Annotated in this window: 13 protein-coding genes; 5 read left to right on the plus strand and 8 right to left on the minus strand. The window is 58.6% G+C overall.

Translation table 11 applies throughout. The annotated features are described in order from the left end of the window. Window positions 1-3: 3 nt before the first annotated feature. A complete protein-coding gene (locus tag ACW9HW_RS05745; RefSeq protein ID WP_457398863.1) occupies window positions 4-1,665 on the minus strand; it encodes a SulP family inorganic anion transporter in 1,662 nt (553 codons plus the stop codon). 175 nt (window positions 1,666-1,840) lie between these two features. Between ACW9HW_RS05745 and ACW9HW_RS05750 the strand changes: the two genes are divergently transcribed. Then, a complete protein-coding gene (locus ACW9HW_RS05750) occupies window positions 1,841-2,071 on the plus strand; it encodes a hypothetical protein (RefSeq protein ID WP_095194359.1) in 231 nt (76 codons plus the stop codon). A 194-nt stretch (window positions 2,072-2,265) separates the two neighbouring features. On the opposite strand, the gene ACW9HW_RS05755 is transcribed toward ACW9HW_RS05750, so the two are convergent. Beyond that, complete coding sequence (locus ACW9HW_RS05755) at window positions 2,266-3,909, minus strand: acetolactate synthase large subunit (RefSeq protein WP_137807966.1); 1,644 nt, start codon at window positions 3,907-3,909, stop codon at window positions 2,266-2,268. Window positions 3,910-4,171: 262 nt separating this feature from the next. Between ACW9HW_RS05755 and ACW9HW_RS05760 the strand changes: the two genes are divergently transcribed. Further along, window positions 4,172-5,038 (plus strand): patatin-like phospholipase family protein, encoded by an 867-nt coding sequence (locus tag ACW9HW_RS05760; RefSeq protein WP_457398865.1) that lies wholly within the window; start codon window positions 4,172-4,174, stop codon window positions 5,036-5,038. Between the two features lie 65 nt (window positions 5,039-5,103). On the opposite strand, the gene ACW9HW_RS05765 is transcribed toward ACW9HW_RS05760, so the two are convergent. From ACW9HW_RS05765 to ACW9HW_RS05790, 6 genes are read right to left on the minus strand one after another with little or no spacing between them, the layout of a single operon-like run. After that, window positions 5,104-6,435 carry an LLM class flavin-dependent oxidoreductase gene (locus tag ACW9HW_RS05765; RefSeq protein ID WP_095194304.1) on the minus strand — a complete coding sequence of 444 codons (1,332 nt, stop codon included), beginning with the start codon at window positions 6,433-6,435 and terminating at the stop codon, window positions 5,104-5,106. Between the two features lie 57 nt (window positions 6,436-6,492). After that, window positions 6,493-7,257 carry an ABC transporter ATP-binding protein gene (locus ACW9HW_RS05770; protein WP_457398867.1) on the minus strand — a complete coding sequence of 255 codons (765 nt, stop codon included), beginning with the start codon at window positions 7,255-7,257 and terminating at the stop codon, window positions 6,493-6,495. 25 nt (window positions 7,258-7,282) lie between these two features. Then, the gene (locus ACW9HW_RS05775; protein WP_457398869.1) at window positions 7,283-8,068 is read right to left on the minus strand and encodes an ABC transporter permease; all 786 of its coding nucleotides are present in this window, start codon (window positions 8,066-8,068) and stop codon (window positions 7,283-7,285) included. After that, window positions 8,065-8,970 (minus strand): ABC transporter permease, encoded by a 906-nt coding sequence (locus ACW9HW_RS05780; protein WP_457398871.1) that lies wholly within the window; start codon window positions 8,968-8,970, stop codon window positions 8,065-8,067. The genes ACW9HW_RS05775 and ACW9HW_RS05780 overlap by 4 nt, the downstream gene beginning before the upstream one ends. A gap of 4 nt (window positions 8,971-8,974) precedes the next feature. Further along, window positions 8,975-10,084 (minus strand): ABC transporter substrate-binding protein, encoded by a 1,110-nt coding sequence (locus tag ACW9HW_RS05785; protein WP_457398873.1) that lies wholly within the window; start codon window positions 10,082-10,084, stop codon window positions 8,975-8,977. 36 nt (window positions 10,085-10,120) lie between these two features. Further along, entirely contained in the window at window positions 10,121-11,032 is a 912-nt protein-coding gene (locus ACW9HW_RS05790; protein ID WP_457398875.1) for a TauD/TfdA dioxygenase family protein, read from the minus strand. Window positions 11,033-11,412: 380 nt separating this feature from the next. Between ACW9HW_RS05790 and gfa the strand changes: the two genes are divergently transcribed. From gfa to ACW9HW_RS05805, 3 genes are all read left to right on the plus strand, one after another. After that, a complete protein-coding gene (gene gfa / locus ACW9HW_RS05795; RefSeq protein ID WP_095194298.1) occupies window positions 11,413-11,991 on the plus strand; it encodes an S-(hydroxymethyl)glutathione synthase in 579 nt (192 codons plus the stop codon). A gap of 290 nt (window positions 11,992-12,281) precedes the next feature. Continuing rightward, a complete protein-coding gene (locus ACW9HW_RS05800) occupies window positions 12,282-13,580 on the plus strand; it encodes a sialidase family protein (RefSeq protein WP_095194297.1) in 1,299 nt (432 codons plus the stop codon). Next, window positions 13,577-14,191, plus strand: coding sequence for a hypothetical protein (locus tag ACW9HW_RS05805; protein ID WP_457398877.1), 615 nt, complete (start codon window positions 13,577-13,579; stop codon window positions 14,189-14,191). Before ACW9HW_RS05800 ends, ACW9HW_RS05805 begins: the two co-directional genes overlap by 4 nt. Window positions 14,192-14,198: the final 7 nt, after the last annotated feature.

Here is a 14,198-nt window from a genome sequence, read left to right on the forward strand (position 1 = left end):
CCTCTAAAGAGTCGATGTCTCCTCTGCGAGACTGACCGCTTCAGCCAGCGCGGTGTTGAAGTCGGTGTGGTAATGCTCCGTGCCGATTTCTTGCAAGATCCCCACCCTTTCGAGCTTGTTACGCACTTTCGTATTCGCCTCGCAAAGTTTCACCACGATATGCCGCTTGTGCAACTGCTGGATGACCTCCTCCAGCACCTGTAAGCCTGTAATATCCATGAATGGGACGCGCTTCAAACGGATAATCAGCAGACGTGGGTCGGTATGGGTCTGAGCCAGGACTCGCTCGAAAGTCTCGGCCGCGCCAAAGAACAACGGCCCTTCAATCGTATAAATCAATGTCCCGGGCGGCAGGCGAGCATGCCCGTTGGCCCTTAGCTCTTCTTCCAGCTCGTGCTCGACGACCTGTTGCACCTCCACGGATGAGGCCATGCGGCGCATGAAGTGCAGCATCGCCAGAATGACGCCGATATTCACGGCAATCACCAGGTCGCTGAACACGGTGAGGCTGAAGGTGATGAGCAGGATCGATACGTCTGCGCGCGGGGCTCGCTGGACCATGCGCTTGAAATGCTTCAACTCGCTCATGTTGTACGCGACCACGAAAAGAATAGCGGCCAGGGCGCACAGCGGGATGTTTGAGGCCAGAGGTGCCAGAAACAGAATAATAAGCACCAGGGTGACGGCGTGCGTAATGCCGGCCAGCGGGCTTGTGCCGCCATTGCGGATATTGGTTGCCGTGCGGGCAATGGCCCCGGTAGCGGCAAAGCCGCCAAACAAGGGCGTGACCAGGTTGGCCACACCCTGACCGATCAGCTCCTGGTTGGAATCATGCTTGGTACCTGCCATGCCATCGGCCACCATCGCCGACAGCAGTGATTCGATGGCTCCCAGCATGGCGATCGTGAACGCCGGACCAATCAAATCGATGACACGCGACAGCGTGATTTCAGGCAGGCTCATCGCTGGCAGACCTTGAGGTATGCCGCCAAATGCACTGCCAATGGTGGCGACCCCCTCGAAGTGAAAGGTTGACTGTATCGCGGTAGCGACGGCCATGGCGATCAGCGGGCCAGGTATCCGTTTGAGTCCGGGAATTCTGGATGCGCTTATGACCAGGAAAAGGCTGATCACCGCCAACAGGGTTGTGGCGATATGAAGACCCGGCAGGGCCTGGAGCAGATGCCAGAGCTTTTCATGGAAGTGTTCTCCACTGACCTTCGGTAAACCGAAAAAGTCTCTCCACTGCCCGACCCATATGATCACGCCGATGCCCGCAGTGAATCCGACGATCACCGGATCGGGAATAAACTTGATGATTGCACCGAGCCGGGCCATCCCCAGCAATAACAGCATGGCCCCCGCCATCATCGTGGCGATCTGCAGGCCGTCAACACCATGCTCGGCGGTGACACCCGCCAGAATCACGATGAACGCACCTGTCGGGCCGGCAATTTGCAAGCGGCTTCCCCCAAAGAGCGAAACCAGCAGACCACCGATGATTGCGGTGTAGATGCCTTGTTCAGGCTTGACGCCAGAGGCGATGGCAAACGCCATTGCCAGAGGGAGCGCCACGACCCCGACAATCACGCCAGACACTATATTGCGAAGCCAGTGCCCTCGCCCCAACAGCCCCGTCTTCCACGCCTCACCTATCGCAATCACGGCTAGCTCCTCAGTGGATGCATGTGCATAATATTAACATACAGTGATAATTGAAATGCCCTGGCTCCACTGCTTCGTGTGGCTGGAGATGTTTATGGTGAACGCTCAGATGGAGCTGGGCGGGCATGCACTGCCAATTGAGAATTTTGAGAACGCGCATAGCGTGGTGACAGACATGAATCGTAAAGCTGTGAAAACCAAACATGCCGAAGGCGTGTCCTTCGACACCCATGTGATCGCAAACCCGACCAACCCCAAGGAGTGGATTGTGTTTTTCAAGAAGGACGCCGGGAGAAGTTATTTCCTGGTTGATGACAACGAAGAGGTCGAGTCTTTCGGGCATCTGGATGACTTGATCGCCGAGCTTCGAGACCTGGGCCTCAAGACTGCTGAAATCCACTTTTAACCCTTGGGACGATTCGAATGTGGCGCTACATAAAATTGCAAGGGGGCGTTGAAGGTAGCCCGGCGTCTTGAATTTGAGCTCGAAATCCGGACGCAGAATCAATGCAGTCAACAAGCCAATCAGTTGCTGAAATCACTTGGTCGAGCGGTACGACGCAGCCGTACCGCTACTTTGACTAAACCAGCCTTGATGGATCAGACCAGCGCGCTTCTTCGCTTGAGCTCAGTGTTGAGAATGAAATCATTCTCCGAATAGTCCACGGGGCAATCGATCACGTGCACGCCCGGTTCGCTGATGCAGCGTTGCAACAGGGGCAGGAAGTCTTCGGCACTTTCCACCCGGTGGCCGTTGGCGCCATAGCTTTGCGCATACATGACGAAATCCGGATTGCCATAGTCCAGGCCGAAGTCGGTGAAGCCCATGTTCGACTGTTTCCAGCGGATCATGCCGTAGCCATCGTCGCGCAGGATGATGACCGTCAGGTTCATCTTCAGGCGCACGGCGGTTTCCAGTTCCTGGCTGTTCATCATGAAACCACCGTCGCCGCACACGGCCACCACAGGGCGATCCGGGTAAACCAGATGTGAGGCCATGGCCGATGGCAGGCCTGCGCCCATGGTCGCCAGCGCGTTGTCCAGCAGCACGGTGTTGGGCTTGTGGGCCTTGTAGTTACGCGCGAACCAGATTTTGTAGATACCGTTGTCCAGCGCGACGATGCCTTCGGATGGCAAGGCGCGACGCACATCAGCCACGAAGCGCTGAGGGTAGATCGGGAAGCGGTTGTCATCCGCGCCCTCGATGATCTGGGCTTCGTTGGCTTCGCGGATCGCCAGCAGGCGGCTGAAGTCCCAATGTTTCTGGGTTTTGAGCGCCTCGCCGATCTGCCACACGGCGTTGGCGATGTCGCCCACCACTTCGATCTGCGGGAAATAAACAGGATCGACTTCTGCAGAACGGAAGTTGACGTGGATCACTTCGGTTCCGCCACGGACCATGAAAAACGGCGGCTTCTCAATCACGTCGTGGCCAATGTTGACGATCAGGTCGGCGGCCTCGACCGCGCGGTGGACGAAGTCGCCGGCAGAGAGTGCGGCGTTGCCGAGAAAGCGTGGGTGGCGTTCATCCACCACACCCTTGCCCATTTGCGTGGTGACAAACGGGATGCCGGTTTGGTCGATCAGTTGCTTGAGGACCTTGGCGGTCATTTTTCGATTGGCGCCGGCGCCGATCACCAGGATCGGGCTGCGGGCGGCCTTGAGTTTTTCGACGGCACCTTCGATGGACTTGTGCTCGGCCAGGGGGCGACGGACCAGGCTCGGCGGGATCGGCATGCTTTCGGTCTGTTCGGCGGCAATGTCTTCAGGCAGTTCCAGGTGCACGGCCCCGGGCTTTTCTTCTTCAGCCAGGCGAAAGGCTTCGCGTACGCGCGAAGGAATGTTGTCGGCAGATGCCAACTGATGGGTGTACTTGGTCAGCGGCTGCATCATGCCGACGACGTCCAGGATCTGGAAACGGCCCTGCTTGGACTTCTTGATCGGTTTCTGCCCTGTGATCATCAGCATCGGCATGCCGCCGAGGTAGGCGTACGCACCGGCCGTGACCAGGTTGGTCGCGCCGGGGCCGAGCGTCGACAGGCTGACGCCGGTCTTGCCCGTGAGCCGGCCGTACGTGGCGGCCATGAAACCGGCGGACTGCTCGTGGCGGGTCAGTACCAGCTTGATGGTTGATTTTCGCAGGGACTCCAGCAAGTCCAGGTTTTCCTCGCCAGGAATGCCGAATACGAACTCCACGCCCTCGTTTTCCAGGCATTGCACAACGACATCTGCGGCCTTGGCCATTTCTCTACCTCGATATCTTTGGGCGCTCACGCGCGTTTACGATGGTCGATCAAGTGGCAAGCCTGACAGCGCCGGCCGCTACCTGCCCCAGAGGCTGACGCACGCCTGCCGTCGCATCCAATTCCTTTTCGGAATAAGGCCCCCTGCCCCTGCTGTCGATTCAGCACCTCAAGCTGCGCATGCTTTGGGCGCAGTTCCCCGAAAACAGCGCCGGTCGGTCAACTACACTGACTCGACACACGGCTGCACAGGGAATTCGGGCATGGCGACCAAAACTGCAATCGTATTCGCTGGCGGTGGCAGCCTGGGGGCTGTCCAGGTTGGCATGTTGCGGGCCCTGGTCGAGGCCAATGTTCGATTCGACTTGGTGGTGGGGGCTTCGGTGGGCGCCATCAACGGTGCCTACTTTGCCGCAAGACCCGATGCCGAAGGCGTCGAGGCGCTCGCCGGTTTCTGGCGCGGCTTGCGTAAAACGGACATCTTTCCCCTGTCCTGGCTCGATACCTGTAGAGGACTGATCAAACGCCGGGGTTTTCTGTTGCAGCCGCAAGCCTTGAACCGACTGCTGGGGCAAGCGCTGCCGATCCACCGTATCGAGGACGCGACGCTGCCGCTGCACATCGTCACCACCGACCTGCTCAGCGGTGCCGAGACCGTTCTGTCCACGGGTGAACTCAGCCAGGCGTTACTGGCCAGCGCAGCCATCCCGTTGGTGTTCCCCTGCGTACAAATTGCCGATCAGTTCCTGATTGACGGTGGCGTGGCCAGCAATACGCCGATTTCAACGGCCGTCGCCCTGGGGGCCACCAACGTCGTGGTCGTCCCCACTGGAATGAGTTGCGCCCTGTCTCAACCGCCCCGGGGTTTGATCGCCCTGGCCTTGCATACCGTCAACCTGATGAGCATGCGTCAGTTGGTGAGCGACATCGAACACTTCCGCACCCTCACCAGCCTGCACATCGTCCCGCCTTTGTGCCCCGTGGATGTCTCGGTGTTCAACTTTGCCCAGACCGAGTCTCTGTTGCAGCGCGCTTATGAGCAGACCCTCAGGTGGCTGGACCGTGGGGGGCTGGAACGCACCAAGGTTCCGCATTCCCTGATCACCCATTCACATGCCCATGAGCATTGAGGGGCCGCAGCCAGGCTCGCCTCAATCGGCAGGCCTGGCCTCAGGAAGAAAAACCTGAAAGTCGCTCAGGCGGACTTCAGGGCAAAACGCGAAGCCGGGCGATTCAGGCCGTAGTGCTCACGCAGCGTGCTCCCCGCGTATTCATGACGGAACAGGCCGCGCTTGCGCAGGATCGGCAACACTTCATCGAGGAACACTTCAAAGCCCTCGGGGAACGCCGGCGGCATCACGTTGAAACCGTCGGCGGCGCCACTGCGGAACCACTGCTCGATCAGGTCGGCAATCTGCACCGGCGTGCCCACCGGCACCCAATGCCCGCGCGCACCGGCCAGGCGATTGATCAGCTGGCGCAACGTCGGTTTCTCGCGGTCGACGATGTCGATGATCAGCTTGAAGCGGCTGGACTGGCTTTCGCTGCTGTCGAAGTTGATCAGCTGGCGCGGGAATGGTGCATCCAGGTCCTGACCGGACAAGTCCACGCCCAGCATGCGGCGTAACTGACCCAGAGAAATGTGCGGCAGCACCAGTTCGTTGAGCTCGTCGAATTTGCGTTGGGCTTCGGCTTCGGTGCTGCCGATGTAGGGGCTGATGCCCGGGAGGATTTTCAGCTGACGAGGGTCGCGCCCCACCGCCTTCGCCCGGGCACGGATATCGTTGGCGAATTCGGTCGCGCTTTGCAGGGTCTGGTGCGCGGTGAAAATCGCTTCAGCATGCCTGGAGGCGAAATCACGGCCATCTTCGGAAGAGCCGGCCTGCACCTGCACCGGTCGCCCTTGAGGCGAGCGTGGCGAGTTGAACGGGCCTTTGACTTTGTAGTGAGCGCCCACGTGGTTGATCGTATGCACCTTGTCATTGTCGGCAAACACCCCTGAGGTCTTGTCCAGCACCAGCGCATCGTCCTCCCAGCTGTCCCACAGGTCACCGACCACCTGCACGAATTCTTCGGCCTGGGCATAGCGGTCATGGGCCGACGGGTGTTGGTCCAGGCCGAAGTTGGCGGCGGCGGCGGCCATGGACGTGGTGACAATGTTCCAGCCGGCGCGGCCCTTGCTGAGGTGGTCCAGCGCACTGAACGAACGGGCCAGGTTGTAGGGTTCGCTGTAGGTCGTGCTGGCCGTGGCGATCAGGCCGATGCGTTGGGTCACCGCAGCAATTGCCGCCAGCCAGGTGATGGGTTCGAAACGAATGCGCAAGCCTTCACGCCCACTTTCGGCCAGTGACGGAGAATCAGCGAAGAAAATCGCATCCAGCTTTTCGTGTTCAGCGCGTAACGCCAGTTGCTGGTAATAGCCGATATCCATGGAAGATTCCGGCACCGATTGCGGGTGACGCCAGGCGGCTTCGTGATGGCCGTTGGGGTAGATGAAGAGGTTCAGGTTGAGTTGGCGTTCAGACATTTCCGCTCCTTGAAAAAGTGTGTTTGAAATACAGCAAATCGCGCACGGTGCAGAGGCTCAGTGCAGCTCGGCGAAATCGCTCAGCACATCGTCGCGCAGAGCGATGAAACGGCTGTCACTGCGGTTGCGCGAGCGCGGCAGATCGATGTCGACAATGCGTCGGATCCGACCGGGATTGGGCTGCATCACCACCACGCGATCGCCCAGGAATACCGCCTCATCAACATCGTGGGTCACCAGGATCATGGTGATTTTTTCCTTGGCCCAGATGCTTTGCAGTTCGCCCTGCAGGCGTGCACGGGTCAAGGCGTCGAGGGCACCCAGCGGTTCATCCAGTAACAGGATGCTCGGACGATTGACCAGGCCGCGGGCTATGGCCACGCGTTGCGCCATGCCGCCGGATAGCTGATGCGGGTAGGCATCGGTAAAGTCTTGCAGACCGACCAGTTCGATGTGCTCGCGCACGGTCTCGCGTTTCTGCCCGGGGCTCAGGGGTGAATTCTTCAGCCCGACAGCAACGTTCTGCTCGACGTTGAGCCAGGGAAACAAGCGGTGATCCTGAAACACAATGCCGCGCTCCAGGCCAGTGCCTTCGATGGGTTTGCCATCGAGCAGGATGCGCCCGTCGTATTCTTCGTCCAGGCCAAGAATCAGTCGCAGCAGCGTGGATTTGCCGCAACCACTGGCGCCGACGATGCTGATGAACTCGCCAGGTGCGATGTCGAGATGGATGTTGTCGAGTACTTGCAATTGAGTCGAACTGCCCGGTCGGGAAGCGAATCGCTTGCTGATGTTTTGCAGGGTCAGGCTGTTATTGAGCATGTTGCAATCCTTATGAAAGTGCCGATCAACGAGCAGCGATGCCATACAGGCGCTGCATCCGCCGCTCGAGTGTCCGGGCCAGGGCATTGAGGCCCCAGCCCACCAGGCCGATAACCACCATCCCGAACAACACCAGGTCCATCATGAAATGTTCGCTGCCATCAATGAGCGTATTGCCGATCCCCTCCCCCGATACCAGCAGGTATTCGGCGCCGATGGTCGCCAGCCAGGAATAGACCAGTGCCAGGTAAAGCCCTGTGAATATCGACGGCAAGGCGGCGGGCAACATCACCCCGATGATGGTTTGCCAGCGGGTGAAGCCATACACCCGAGCCACCTCCAACAGATTGGGCGGGACGTTGCGCAAACCGTCGCAAGTATTGACCACCACAGGCACCAGTGCCGCCAGTGACAGGAACACCACCTTGGCCACGTCGCCCAGGCCGAACCACACCGAGATCAGCGGGATCCAGGCGAACAGAGAGATTTGCTTGAAGGTATTGAAACTCGGACCTACAAGACGTTCGAAGTGCCGCGACAGGCCCAGCAGGCAGCCCAGTATCAGGCCCAGTGTGGTGCCGATAAAAAAGCCGCTGAGGTTGCGCGCCAGGCTGGCGGAAATGGCCCGCCAGAATTTGCCCGACGCAATTTGATCCCAGGCCGTCGCGGCGACTTTTTCCGGCGAAACGAACAGGCCCGACTGGCTCCAACCCTGGTTCGAAGCCAGCCACCACAGGGTGATGGCGGCAATTGGCAAGACCCAACCACGATATCTTCGACTGCCACGACCTACTGCAATGATCGCACTCATGACAAGCGCCCCCCGGCCGCTGGACGACCACGATTCAGGCGCCGCTCCACGTAATCGAAACCGCGGTCTATCGCCAGACCGAGCGCCCCCACCACCACAACGGCCGCCATCACCAGGTCCAGTTGAAACAGCTGGCGCCCATAGACTATCAGGTAACCCAGCCCCTCACTCGAAGCCACCAACTCGACCACGACCAGCGATAACCAGGCTTTGGTGAAGCCCAGGCGCAATCCGGTGAACAGCGTCGGGACGGCTGCCGGCAAGATGATGGAGCTGACGCTTTGTCGACGGCTGAATCCGTAGGCCCGGCCGACTTCCAACAGTCCCTTGGGTGCCTGGTGGAAAGCCTGCAAGGTGCACAGGGTGATCGGCACCATGGCGGCCTTGGCAATCAGCACATACTTGAGCGTTTCGCCGATGCCGAACAGCAGCAAGGCAAACGGCAACCAGCCAAGTACCGGGATCTGCACCAGGGCGTTGAAGGTGGGTAACAGATAATCCTCTACCGTCCTGAAAAGTCCCATGGCCAGCCCCAGCGCCATGCCGATGAAGGCGCCCAAGGTAAATCCGACGACAACCCGTTGCAGGCTGGCGGACGCATTCAGCCAAAGATCACCACTGGTGACCAGGTCCGACAAGGTCTGATAAATGTAGGCCGGCGGTGGCAGCACCTGCTCTGAAAGCCAGCCGCGCTCCACCCCCAGGTACCATAAGCCGAGCAACACCAGCGGCAACAGCCAGGGCAAAGCCTTGTCACCCAGACTCAACGTCCACCTGGACGTGCGAGGCACCTCAACCTTGCGAACCGGGCGGGTCGGTGACGGTGGCAAACGCTTGACGTTGTCGCTCGCGATTGCCGGTGCCGTGTACTGCTCTATCCTGACGGTCTGTGCCCTGGCCATTTGCCTAGCTCCCTTGCTTGCTGGTCGCGGCCGCTACTGCATTGCCGGCCGGCTGTTTGCCATCCGGGCCATAGGGCGTCCAGTAGTTCTCGAGGCCCTTGGTTTTCAGGGATTGTTGCAAATAGCGGGTCTCGAACCAGCCATCGATACTGACGGGGCGGCGGATGAGCTTTTCTTCCTTGGCCTGATCCGCCACAGCCTGATAGCGGCCGAGCAGGAAGTTGTCGACCAGAGGCGAGGCCCGGTCCCTGATGCTGACCCCGGTAAAGTCAGCGCGCAGTGACTCTGCGGGTTCATTACTCTTGGCCCATTCAGCGAAGACCGCATCACGATGGCTGTCCTGCGACGTCCATTTCGCTGCGTCCACCAGGGTATCGACGACCTTTTGCACGTTGTCCGGATGTTCTTTTTCGTAGGCACCCCGAACCACCAAGGCGGTCTGCCGGGTGTAGCGCACATCCTGAGTGGGGTTGTCGTAAATGATGTCGATCAAGCCTTTGTCGCGCAGCTTGAACAGTTCGCGACCGCCGAATGCGGCATCTACCCCATTGGATACCAAGGCTGCCTGAGTGCTTCCGGTGTCGAGGTTGATCACCTTGATATCGCGCTCGGTAAGACCATGCTCCGCCAACAGGTTGATCGTCACCAGATGGCCATTGGTTCCACGGAAGATCGCCACCTTTTTGCCCTTGAGATCCTCGATTTTTTTGAGATCGGATCCTTTGGGAACGGCCAGGTAAAGATTGGCGCGCACCCCCAGTGCGGCCAGCAGTTTGGTGTCCAGTCCGTTGGAGCGCCCGACGACGGCGGGTAGATCGCCCTGGTAGGCGAAGTCGAGTTGCTGGTTTGAAAAGGCTTCGTTTACCGCGGGGCCGGCGCCCTTGAAGAAAAACCACTGCACCTCGGTCCCGGTTCCAGCGAAGGCTTTTTCCAGCAATTGTTGATTGCGCACGATGCCCAGGGGCGAACCACTGAACGTTACCGGGTCACCGCCGCCGGCCGTCGCTACACCAATGCGCAATACATCGGCCTGGGCCAACGGGATTGCAAAAACCGTGGCCAGTGCCGCAGCAATACTGCCTTTGAGAAACAGAGGGATACGTTTGAGTTCCATGTACAAGACTTCCTTGTGGCAATGAGGGTCGAGCTGTCAGGCGGCGAGGTGTTTTTTGTCGGCTTCGGTTTTCGGCGAGCGGGTATCCGGGCTTGGCTTGAGCGCCTGGCTGAGGCGACCGTCCACCCCTACCGGAACATCACCGTCGATGGTGGTCCGGCGCACGATGCGCCGGGCATCGCCGTAGTCGTTGATCGCTATATGCTGCGTGGCGCGGTTATCCCAGATCACCACGTCACCCTCATGCCAGCGCCAGCGCACAGTGTTGTCGACATGGGTTATGCGGTCGTGAAACAGACGAATCAGTTGTTTCGAATCGTTATTGCTGACGCCTTGTATGTGTTTGACAAAGTGCCCCAACAACAAACTTCTTTCACCCGACTCCGGATGCACCCGTACCAAAGGATGTTCGGTCTCGTAGACTTCGGCGGTAAATTGTTCGCGGTAGCGTTTCAAACCCGACTCATCGGTATTACGCGGCGCCGCATAGTCATATAAGTTGGTGTGCAACGCGCGGAGGCCATCTGCAAGTTGTTTCAATGGCTCGGGCAAGTCGGCATAGGCCGCTGCGGTATTAGCCCACACCGTGTCGCCGCCATAAGGTGGAATAACCACACCGCGCAAGATGGATATTTTGGGGTAATTGGCAACAAAGGTCACATCGGTATGCCAGGAGTTGGCGCGGGTTTCCTTGGCGTCCAGGTGCAGGATAGCGGCACTTTGCTCGGCGGAACGCACGGTCGGATGCGGCACCTGGTCACCGAAACGCCGGGAAAAAGCTTCGTGCTCGGCGTCGTCCAAGTGTTGGTCGCGAAAGAACAGGACTTTATATTTCAGAAGTGCCTGGTTAATGAATTCGAATGTTTCATCACTGATGTTCCCACCCAGTTTGACTCCCTCCAGTTGCGCACCAATACGACCAGCGACGGGTTTGATTTGAATGGTCATCGAGTTACCTCCTGTCTCACGAGTTGTTGTGGGACAGATCATAAAGACATAAAACACCCCATGACTAATCATCATTTCGTATAAAGATATAAGTGCGCTCCGTATAACTAAGCCGTCGTAAAAAACGGAGAAGCGTTATAAGGCTGCGGTTATTAGCTCATAACTAATTAACCAACATAAACGAAATTATGGAGCTGGCGTTCCAACTAACAATGGCCTGACGCGCTCCCTTACCGGTTGTCGAGATTCAGGCGTTGTCGGGTGACGTGGAATATTCTGATGAGGCCCGTGAACATGAGCCGGTATCGGTTCGGATCAGCGACTGCCCTGGGTACACCGCCGGCTCTTTTTGTCTGAAGCACTGAAAAGGAGAAGCCAGCATGAACACCATGAAACTTCACCCTGCACTGGACAATGGCATCCAACCCGCCGCCGCCAATTTCACAGGTGGCACCCTGCAATGCCTGTGTGCAACCGACAAGGTCGAAGTCAGGATCGACGCGCAAACCGTGCACAACCACGCGTGCGGCTGCAGCAAATGCTGGAAACCGCAAAATGCGTTATTCGCGGTCATTGCCGCTGTACCTCGCAATAAGGTCAGCATTATTGCCCACGGCGAAAAACTGGCGATTGTCGACGAAGCCGCCACCGTCCAACGCCATGCCTGCAAGCAGTGCCACGCCCATCTCTTCGGGCGTATCGAAAACAAGGACCATGCGTTATATGGCCTGGACTTCATTCACACCGAACTCTCTCCCCAGAAGGGATGGTCTGCACCAGGCTTCGCGGGGTTCGTGTCTTCCTTGATCGAAACCGGTACGCCACCGGCGCAAATGAAGGCTATCCGTGAGCGCCTGCGCTCGATCGGCCTGGAGCCCTATGATTGCCTGTCCCCGGATCTGATGGACGCACTGGCGACTCATGTCGCCAAACAGAAAGGCCTGCTCCCCGCCGCCTGATTGATCGGTCGCCGCGGTTTCCTGGCCCGGACCGCGGCACCGGTTCACCGCCCATGAGGAAAGGAACAGCATGATCAAAGGTCGTCGAGACGAGGTTTTCGATCAACGGATGGGGCGCTCAATCCTGCCACAAGCTATTGATATAAAAGAAAATAGAACATCAACCAGAGAGCTGATAACGCCAAAAACACATTTGCTTACAAAGCACCAGCTCGCTAAACACCGAGTTAGTAACTACAAGTGATAGGTTACGCTGCCTTACCTGACCAAGAGATGCACAGCCTTACATTATGCGCATCCACCTACCCAGCCTCCCTGCATTCGGGGCTTACCTTGCCCTTACTTGCCTGTTCGCGACCGCTTGGCTCACTCACCCCGCACCTGTGCACTCATCCTTTGCCCTGATGAGTCCGACCCGGGCCGTGGCTGATCAAGTCGCCAAACCCATTTACACCAGTCGATTTGCCTCATCCGGCCTGGTGGATTTCGTACATTCCTCGGCAGTCACCGCCTTGCCTGACGGCAGCCTGATGGCAGTCTGGTTCGCCGGCACACGCGAAGGCGCGGCCGACGTGCAGGTGCGCTCTGCCCGCTTCGACGCGAAAACCGGCGAATGGGGGGCGGAACAGGTTCTGGCGACTCGGGATTCGACCCAACAGGGCACTCGCAAATACATCCGCAAATTGGGCAACCCGGTCGTTGCGCTCGCACCGGACAACCGCCTCTGGTTGTTCTACGTGTCAGTGTCCATGGGTGGCTGGGCCGGCAGTGCGGTCAATGTGATGGTCTCCGACGACTATGGTCGCCAGTGGTCCGAACCACGCCAGTTGGTCACCTCCCCGTTTCTGAATATCAGCACCCTGGTACGTTCGGCCCCGGTGTTCCATGCCGACGGCTCCATCGGTTTGCCGGTCTACCACGAATTCCTGGGCAAGTTTTCCGAGTACCTGTACCTGAGCGCTGACGGTGATGTGATCGATAAATACCGCATCAGCCGCGGCAATAACTCATTGCAACCCACGGTCGTTCCGCTGGATGGCCAGCGTGGCATCGCCTTGCTGCGCTATGCCGGCGATACCCACCACCGTGTCCTGGCGACCCGTACCGAAGACGCCGGGCAAACCTGGAGCGAACCTTATCCGCTCGACCCCTCGAACCCGAACTCCTCGTTGGCGGCCATCGCGACACCCGAACATGGGTTGTTGGTGGCGCTCAATGATTTACAGGAGGGGCGCTTCAAACTGAGTCTTTATGGTACCGATGCAAAAATGGACGATTGGCGCTCGCTGCGCGACCTCGACAAGTCTCCTGATCCTGAGGGCGATACGTTTTCGCCCGAGGCCTACAAGGAAATCATCGGTAGAGAATTCCGCGGATCCAGCGGCGCACTTCGCCAACCGCTGGAGGCCCAGTTCCTGAACAACCTCGACAACCGGGTCTGCAAGGCGCAAGGCTGCGTTTTCGAATATGAATACCCCTACTTCATTCGAAGTCCCGACGGTTTGTATCACCTGGTTTATTCCTGGAATAACACCTTCATCAAACACGTCACCTTCAACGATGCGTGGCTGTCGGAGCGTGCCAAATGATCAACCTGTGGCAAGCCCATATCAGCTTCGCAATGATCGTCTTCCTGTTGCTGCCGTCCTTTGGCTTGAAGAGGACCGTCCGCATCGGGCTATTGCTCGCCTTGCTGGCAGTCAGCTTCATACCGCTGGATGGCTTGTCGCTGGCCGCGTACTTGCGCAGCCACATTGATGACCTTGCCGTCACGACCCTGGTTTTCATGGCGTGGGGCTGTTTGCGTCGACTGGATTTCCTGCCGGCTGCGCGGCCAGGCACAACCACCGTACTGATTGTCTTCGCCGCCATGGCGCTGATGCTCTATCCGGCAACGCTGGGGTTGACTTACCTGGACCCCTATCGGTTCGGTTTCAGTCCACGCCCGATGCTGATCTTCGTCGGACTGCTCACGGCAGGCCTGTTTTATCTGCGCAGTTATTTGGCCGTCGTGATGCTGGCCGCTGCGACCCTGGCCTTCATCGGCGGGATAAAACCGTCGCATAACTATTGGGACTACCTGGTCGATCCACTGCTGGGCCTGTACTGCTGCTCGGCATTGCTGATGCTGGCGGTGCGCGGTATGCATGGCCGGCGAAACCCATCGCGTGGCTCAGTGGAAGACTCCAGGTCCGCTTGAGATTCAA

The organism is Pseudomonas sp. SDO5532_S415, from assembly GCF_054071155.1.

Coding starts and splice junctions, on each gene's coding strand:
- ACW9HW_RS05750 (WP_095194359.1), top strand. CDS start 1,841: ATGAATCGTAAAGCTGTGAAAACCAAACATGCCGAAGGCGTGTCCTTC.
- ACW9HW_RS05755 (WP_137807966.1), bottom strand. CDS start 3,909: ATGGCCAAGGCCGCAGATGTCGTTGTGCAATGCCTGGAAAACGAGGGC.
- ACW9HW_RS05760 (WP_457398865.1), top strand. CDS start 4,172: ATGGCGACCAAAACTGCAATCGTATTCGCTGGCGGTGGCAGCCTGGGG.
- ACW9HW_RS05765 (WP_095194304.1), bottom strand. CDS start 6,435: ATGTCTGAACGCCAACTCAACCTGAACCTCTTCATCTACCCCAACGGC.
- ACW9HW_RS05770 (WP_457398867.1), bottom strand. CDS start 7,257: ATGCTCAATAACAGCCTGACCCTGCAAAACATCAGCAAGCGATTCGCT.
- ACW9HW_RS05775 (WP_457398869.1), bottom strand. CDS start 8,068: ATGAGTGCGATCATTGCAGTAGGTCGTGGCAGTCGAAGATATCGTGGT.
- ACW9HW_RS05780 (WP_457398871.1), bottom strand. CDS start 8,970: ATGGCCAGGGCACAGACCGTCAGGATAGAGCAGTACACGGCACCGGCA.
- ACW9HW_RS05785 (WP_457398873.1), bottom strand. CDS start 10,084: ATGGAACTCAAACGTATCCCTCTGTTTCTCAAAGGCAGTATTGCTGCG.
- ACW9HW_RS05790 (WP_457398875.1), bottom strand. CDS start 11,032: ATGACCATTCAAATCAAACCCGTCGCTGGTCGTATTGGTGCGCAACTG.
- gfa (WP_095194298.1), top strand. CDS start 11,413: ATGAACACCATGAAACTTCACCCTGCACTGGACAATGGCATCCAACCC.
- ACW9HW_RS05800 (WP_095194297.1), top strand. CDS start 12,282: ATGCGCATCCACCTACCCAGCCTCCCTGCATTCGGGGCTTACCTTGCC.
- ACW9HW_RS05805 (WP_457398877.1), top strand. CDS start 13,577: ATGATCAACCTGTGGCAAGCCCATATCAGCTTCGCAATGATCGTCTTC.